Annotated in this window: 4 protein-coding genes; all 4 read left to right on the top strand. The window is 65.6% G+C overall.

What is annotated here, in order from left to right; translation table 11 throughout:
- Positions 1 to 314, top strand: a 314-nt coding sequence (locus tag ACY69P_RS13860; protein WP_462327901.1) for a glutamine amidotransferase-related protein, incomplete at its 5' end; no start/stop codon positions are given.
- The gene (locus tag ACY69P_RS13855) at positions 286 to 1,548 is read left to right on the top strand and encodes a chorismate-binding protein (protein WP_462327900.1); all 1,263 of its coding nucleotides are present in this window, start codon (positions 286 to 288) and stop codon (positions 1,546 to 1,548) included. The genes ACY69P_RS13860 and ACY69P_RS13855, both read left to right, overlap by 29 nt.
- Complete coding sequence (locus ACY69P_RS13850; RefSeq protein WP_462327899.1) at positions 1,545 to 2,402, top strand: aminotransferase class IV; 858 nt, start codon at positions 1,545 to 1,547, stop codon at positions 2,400 to 2,402. The genes ACY69P_RS13855 and ACY69P_RS13850 overlap by 4 nt, the downstream gene beginning before the upstream one ends.
- A 138-nt stretch (positions 2,403 to 2,540) precedes the next feature.
- Positions 2,541 to 5,208 (top strand): DUF748 domain-containing protein (locus ACY69P_RS13845; protein WP_462327898.1); only part of this gene is annotated, 2,668 nt, incomplete at its 3' end.

Raw genomic sequence — 5,208 nt, 5'->3', positions numbered from 1 at the left:
TGTGCCTTGGGATGCAGATTCTCAATGCGCATTTTGGGGGCGTCACCTCGCGCCTTGCGGGCTGCGTGCACGGGCGGCAGGACGTGATGCACTGGCGGCAGCGCCAGTGGACCGTGGCGCGCTATCACTCCCTGTACGTCTCCACAGTGGGGGCGGGGCTGGACGTCCTTGCGACCAACGCGCAGGGCGTGCCCTTTGTGCTGGCGCATCCTCAGCGGCCCCTTATCGGCTACCAGTTTCATCCCGAATCCTTTTTGACCGAAAATGGCGGAGCGTTCATCGATTATGCTTTCACGTATTGCGGACTCGCTTGACGGCGGGGGCTTTGCCACGTTGGCCGCCGCCTGCGCCGCGCGGCCCGATGCCGACCTGTTTCTTTCCTGCGCCGGGGCGGATACGCCGGTCTGCCGTATTGGCGTAGCGCCAACCGGGGAGTGCGTGGTGCAGGAGCACACCCCGCGCGCCGAGATTGCGGCGTTCCTCTTTGACACGCCGGGCACGGCGCTTGGATGCCTGCCGTATGAGTACGGTCTTGCGCGTATGGGCATTGCCACGGACAAGGTGTCGCCCTGTCCGCCCGGACGCTTCCGCAAGTACCGCGCTATGCTGGTGTACGACATGGGCGCGCAGACGCTGGACGCCGAGGGCGATGCGGATTTTGCGCGGCAGGTGGTGGACGGGGCGCGTCAGGCCCCGGTGGCAAGTGGGCAAACCTTTGCCGCCCAGCACACGCCCCTGCGCGAGAGTTTGGACCGCGAGGGCTATATGCGCGGCGTGGAAGAGGTGCTGGAGGCCATCCGCAGTGGGATGAGCTATCAGCTGTGCCTGTCGTCGGAGTATGCGGCGCACGTGCCGGGGCTGGACCCGGCGGCGCTGTTTATACGTCTGTGGCGTGAGGCTCCTGCGCCGTACTACGCGCTGTATCGCCTTGGGGCCGTGACGGTGATCAGTTCCTCGCCAGAGCGGTTTCTCAGTGTGCGGGCGGGGCGCGTTTTGTCCCAGCCCATCAAGGGCACCCTCGCCTTTGACACCTACACCCCGGACCTTGACGCCCGCGTGACAGAGTCCCCCAAGGAGAGTGCGGAGCTTTCCATGATTGTGGACCTCATCCGCAATGATATCTCCGCGCACTGCGAGTATGGCTCCGTGCGGGTGACGGGGCACAAGTCGACCGTTGTGGTGGAGAACCTCATCCAGATGTATAGCAATGTGACGGGACGCCTGCGGCAGGGCAGCACCTGCTTGGACCTGCTATTGGACGCCTTTCCCGGCGGCTCGGTTACCGGGTGCCCCAAACATTCCTCCATGCGCATTATCGAGGCGCTGGAGCCCCACGCCCGCGGCATGTACTGCGGCAGTCTTGTGGTGGTGCAGGATGAGCAGAACATGGAGTCAAACATAGCCATCCGCACGGCGACCTATGATGCGCGCGATGCGGTCTTTCGGTTTCATGCCGGAAGCGGTATCGTGATAGACTCAAAGCCGGAGGCCGAGCATACGGAAACGCTGGCCAAGGCATCAAAATTTTTCAGGATACTGGGATTATGATTTATTTTGACGGCGCACAGTTCACCAGCGGACGCATTGGCCTGAATGTAGACGGCCCGGCGTTTCGCTATGGGTTTTCGTTTTTTGAAACCATGCTCTGGAACGGCAGCGCCGTGTGCCGCTTTGACGAGCATATGCGGCGGCTATGGTCCAGCCTTGGCGCGTTTGGCGTGCCGTACGAGGTGTCGGACTGCCGGGTGCTCATTCAGGAGGTTGTTAGCCGCAACGGCCTTGAGGACCACTACGCGCGGGTGAACGTTGTTTATCCTGTGGACGCCTCGCCGTCGGCGCCAGCCAGCGGTCCGGCGCGCCCTGTGGTATGCGCCGCGCCGTATACGCCGCCAGCGCCCGGTGCATCCCGCACCCTTGGCGTGTGCCCGCGTCCGCTCCATTCGTGGCTAGGCGCGCACAAGTGCGGCAATTATCTGCCCTATCTGCTGGCGCGCCGCGCCGCCGTGCACGAGGGGCTGGACGATGCGGTGCTCTGTTCCCCGGACGGCAATGTGCTGGAGGCGGCAACCGCCGCGCTGGTGCTGCGCGCAGGGAACAAATACATCACCCCCGTGCCCGTGGACTGCGGCCAGCGCACGGCAGGTGTGCTGCCGTCCATCGCCCTTGCCGCCGCGCGCGAGGAACTGGTCATTACCCCGCAGCCCGTGGCGCTGGCCGAGCTTGGCGGGTTCGAGAGTGCGTACGTGCTCAACTCCCTCATCGGCATGGTGCCCGTTGCCGCCATTGGTGATGTGCTGTTTGACGAGAACGCCGCCCCCTGCGCCAAGGTGCGCGCCGCCGTATGGCGCGCGGATGCGTCAGGACCCGTGGGTGAAGGGAATTCCTCTGCGATTTCTGACTGATGGATTTGGCTTTTGCCGCTCTGACGGCTACCATGGGGCCGAAACTGGACGCCCGTAGAAGGGTCCCGCGCCGCAGTGCCCCCCCCTCGGCGCGCCATTATCGGCGCAGGCCGTTATCCGTAAGGAGAAGAACGCGTAATGCAGTCGTGGAAGCGCATGACATATAGAGGAAGGACCGCCGTGGTCCTCGCCGCCGTGCTGGTGGTGTATACCCTGCTGGGATTTTTTGTTGCGCCGCGTATAGCTCGGACGCAGCTTGAGGCGCGCTTGCCGGAGCTGTTGTCGCGGCCCGTGACGGTGCGTGACGTCTCGTTCAATCCACTGACGCTGGCCGTTACCGTGGACGGGGTGGAGGTCCGCGAGCCGGACGGGGACGGGGTGTTTGTCTCCTTTGAGCGGCTGAGCGTGAATGCGGAGTGGATTTCCCTGCCGCGCTTGACGCTGGTTTTGGATAGCATCCAGCTGGATGCGCCCTTCGTGCATGCGCGTCTTGCGGGCGACAAGAGCAATTTTTCCGACCTGCTGGAGCAGGGCGGCGCAGAGGACGACAGCGCGCCGGACACTGGCGACGGGGCGGGTTTTCCGCTGCCGCTGGTGGTGCGCTCCGTGGCGCTGACGGATGGCACCGTGGTGGTGGACGACGCCCTGCGCGGCAAAACCCACCGCGTTGAGCATCTGAATCTGTCCGTGCCGCTGACGTCCAGCCTGCCCAAGGATAGGCAGCACTTTATCCGGCCAGAACTCAGCGCCACCATCAATGGCAAGCCCCTGACCATGACGGGCGGAACGCGCCCCTTTGCCGAGGACGTCAGCTCGCGTTTGGTCTTTTCCGTTACCGGCGCAGAACTGCCCTATTATTGGGAGTACGTCCCGGTGCAGACCCCGGTCACGCTGCTGCGTGGCACGGCGGATTGCCGCATTGCTGTGGACTTCGTCCTCGATGAAGACGGCGCGCCGGAATACACCGTCAGCGGTGATGTGTCCCTTGATGACGTCTCCCTTGTGTTCCCCGAAGGGGACACGGCGTCGGCGTCCCCGCGCGAGGTGCTGGGGCTGGACGCGCTGCGCGTGCGGCTGGATGAATTTAACCCCCAGCGTGAGCTTTTGGCCTTTGGCGCATGCTCCCTCACGGGGCTGCGGGCGGACGTGGTGCGCCGCGCGGATGGAACGCTGGAAGCGCAGGACTGGCTGCCCGGTGCGGCGTCTGTTGACGCCCCGGCGGAACCCGCGCAGCAGCGCGCCGCCGTGGAGCCGTCTGTCCCCTCGCCCGATGAGGCGAGTGCAGAGGCCGTTACTCCGTCCGAGGCTCCCGCGCCCGAAGCCTCCGCAGATGACAAGACCTCGGCCACGCCTGCGGGAGCAGACGGCACTGCAGAGCCCAGCGTGGAGGTAGACGTCAACGAGGACGCCGAAGCTCCGGCGGCTCCTGCTCCGGTGGCGGACGCCGCTGTGGCGGAAGAGACTTTAGATGATGAGGCCGAAAGCGCGGCCCCCGCGGCGTCCCTTGATTTGCCCCTGCGCATTCAGTTGACGCGGCTGCTTCTGTCCGGGGCGTCCATACGCTACACGGACCACGCCCTTGGCGGCTTTGCCAAGACGATTGGTCCCCTTGGGATTGATATTGCGGACGTGGACACCGCGCCGGACCATGAGGCCACATTCAGCGTGACCTGCGGCCCGGAGGACGGCGAGCGCCTCGACATCGCGGGAACCATGACCCCGGCCAGCCTTGCGCACAACGGGACGTTGACCCTGCGCGGGCTGGACGTGACCACCTATGCCCCGCTGTATGCGGACGCCGCGCCTGTGGATGTGGCGTCCGGCGTGGTTGATGTGTCCCTTGCGTGGGCAGGGGACGGCAACCCAGACCACCTGACGCTGAGCGAGGTGGCAACGTCGGTGCGCACTCTGGCGCTGAGCGTGCCTGAAAGCGGCGAGCCGCTGGTGTCCCTGCCGGAACTCACCGTTACCGGCACCAGTGTGGATGTTGCCCGGCGCGATGTGCATGTTTCGGATGTGACGGTGAAGGGGCTTGAAACGTATCTTCGCCGCGACGCCGATGGACTGGAGGTGCAGCGCCTGCTGAGCGCCGGGGCCCCGCCGCAGGAGGGCGCCGCCTCTGTCAGGGATGCTGGCGCAGAGGATGAGGCCCGCGACGACGCGGCTTCTTCCGCCACACAGCCATCCGCGCCGCAAACCCAGCAGACGGCAACCACGCCGTGGACGGTGGGCATTGACCGTGTGGCGCTGGAGGACGGCGCAGTACACCTGCACGACACCGCCCCGGCGGAGGCCGTGGAGGTCACGGTGTCCGGCATGGACATCACCGTGCGCGGCGCGTCCTCACATGTTGAAGAGCCTGTGGAGGTGGCCTTTGCCGCCACCACGTGGCGTGAAGGCCGGGTGAATCTCACCGGCAAAGGCACCCTCGCACCGCTGGACCTTTCCGGCAAAGTGGACCTTGCGGGTGTGACGCTTGAGCCCCTTGGCGGCTATCTGCGTGATGTGATGGACGGCGACCTTGCGCAGGGGCGGGTTGATGTGTCCGGTGCGTGGGGCCTCAGCGGCGATGCTGCGCCCGGCGTGCGCTATGACGGCGCTGTGCGCGTGTCGGACGTGGTGCTGCGCGATGGCGCTTCCGGCAAGAAGGTCGCCGGACTCAAACGCTTTGCCGTGGATGGACTGTCCTTGACCACCGCGCCCTTTGGCGTTGCCGTGGACGCCGTAACGCTGGAGGCCCCAACGGCGGACCTTGTCCGCGAGGCCGACGGCAGAATGAATATTGCCCGGATGCTCGGCCAGCCCG

It is taken from the genome of Desulfobaculum sp. (assembly GCF_054921475.1).
This window is presented reverse-complemented; position numbering and strand designations above follow the sequence as displayed.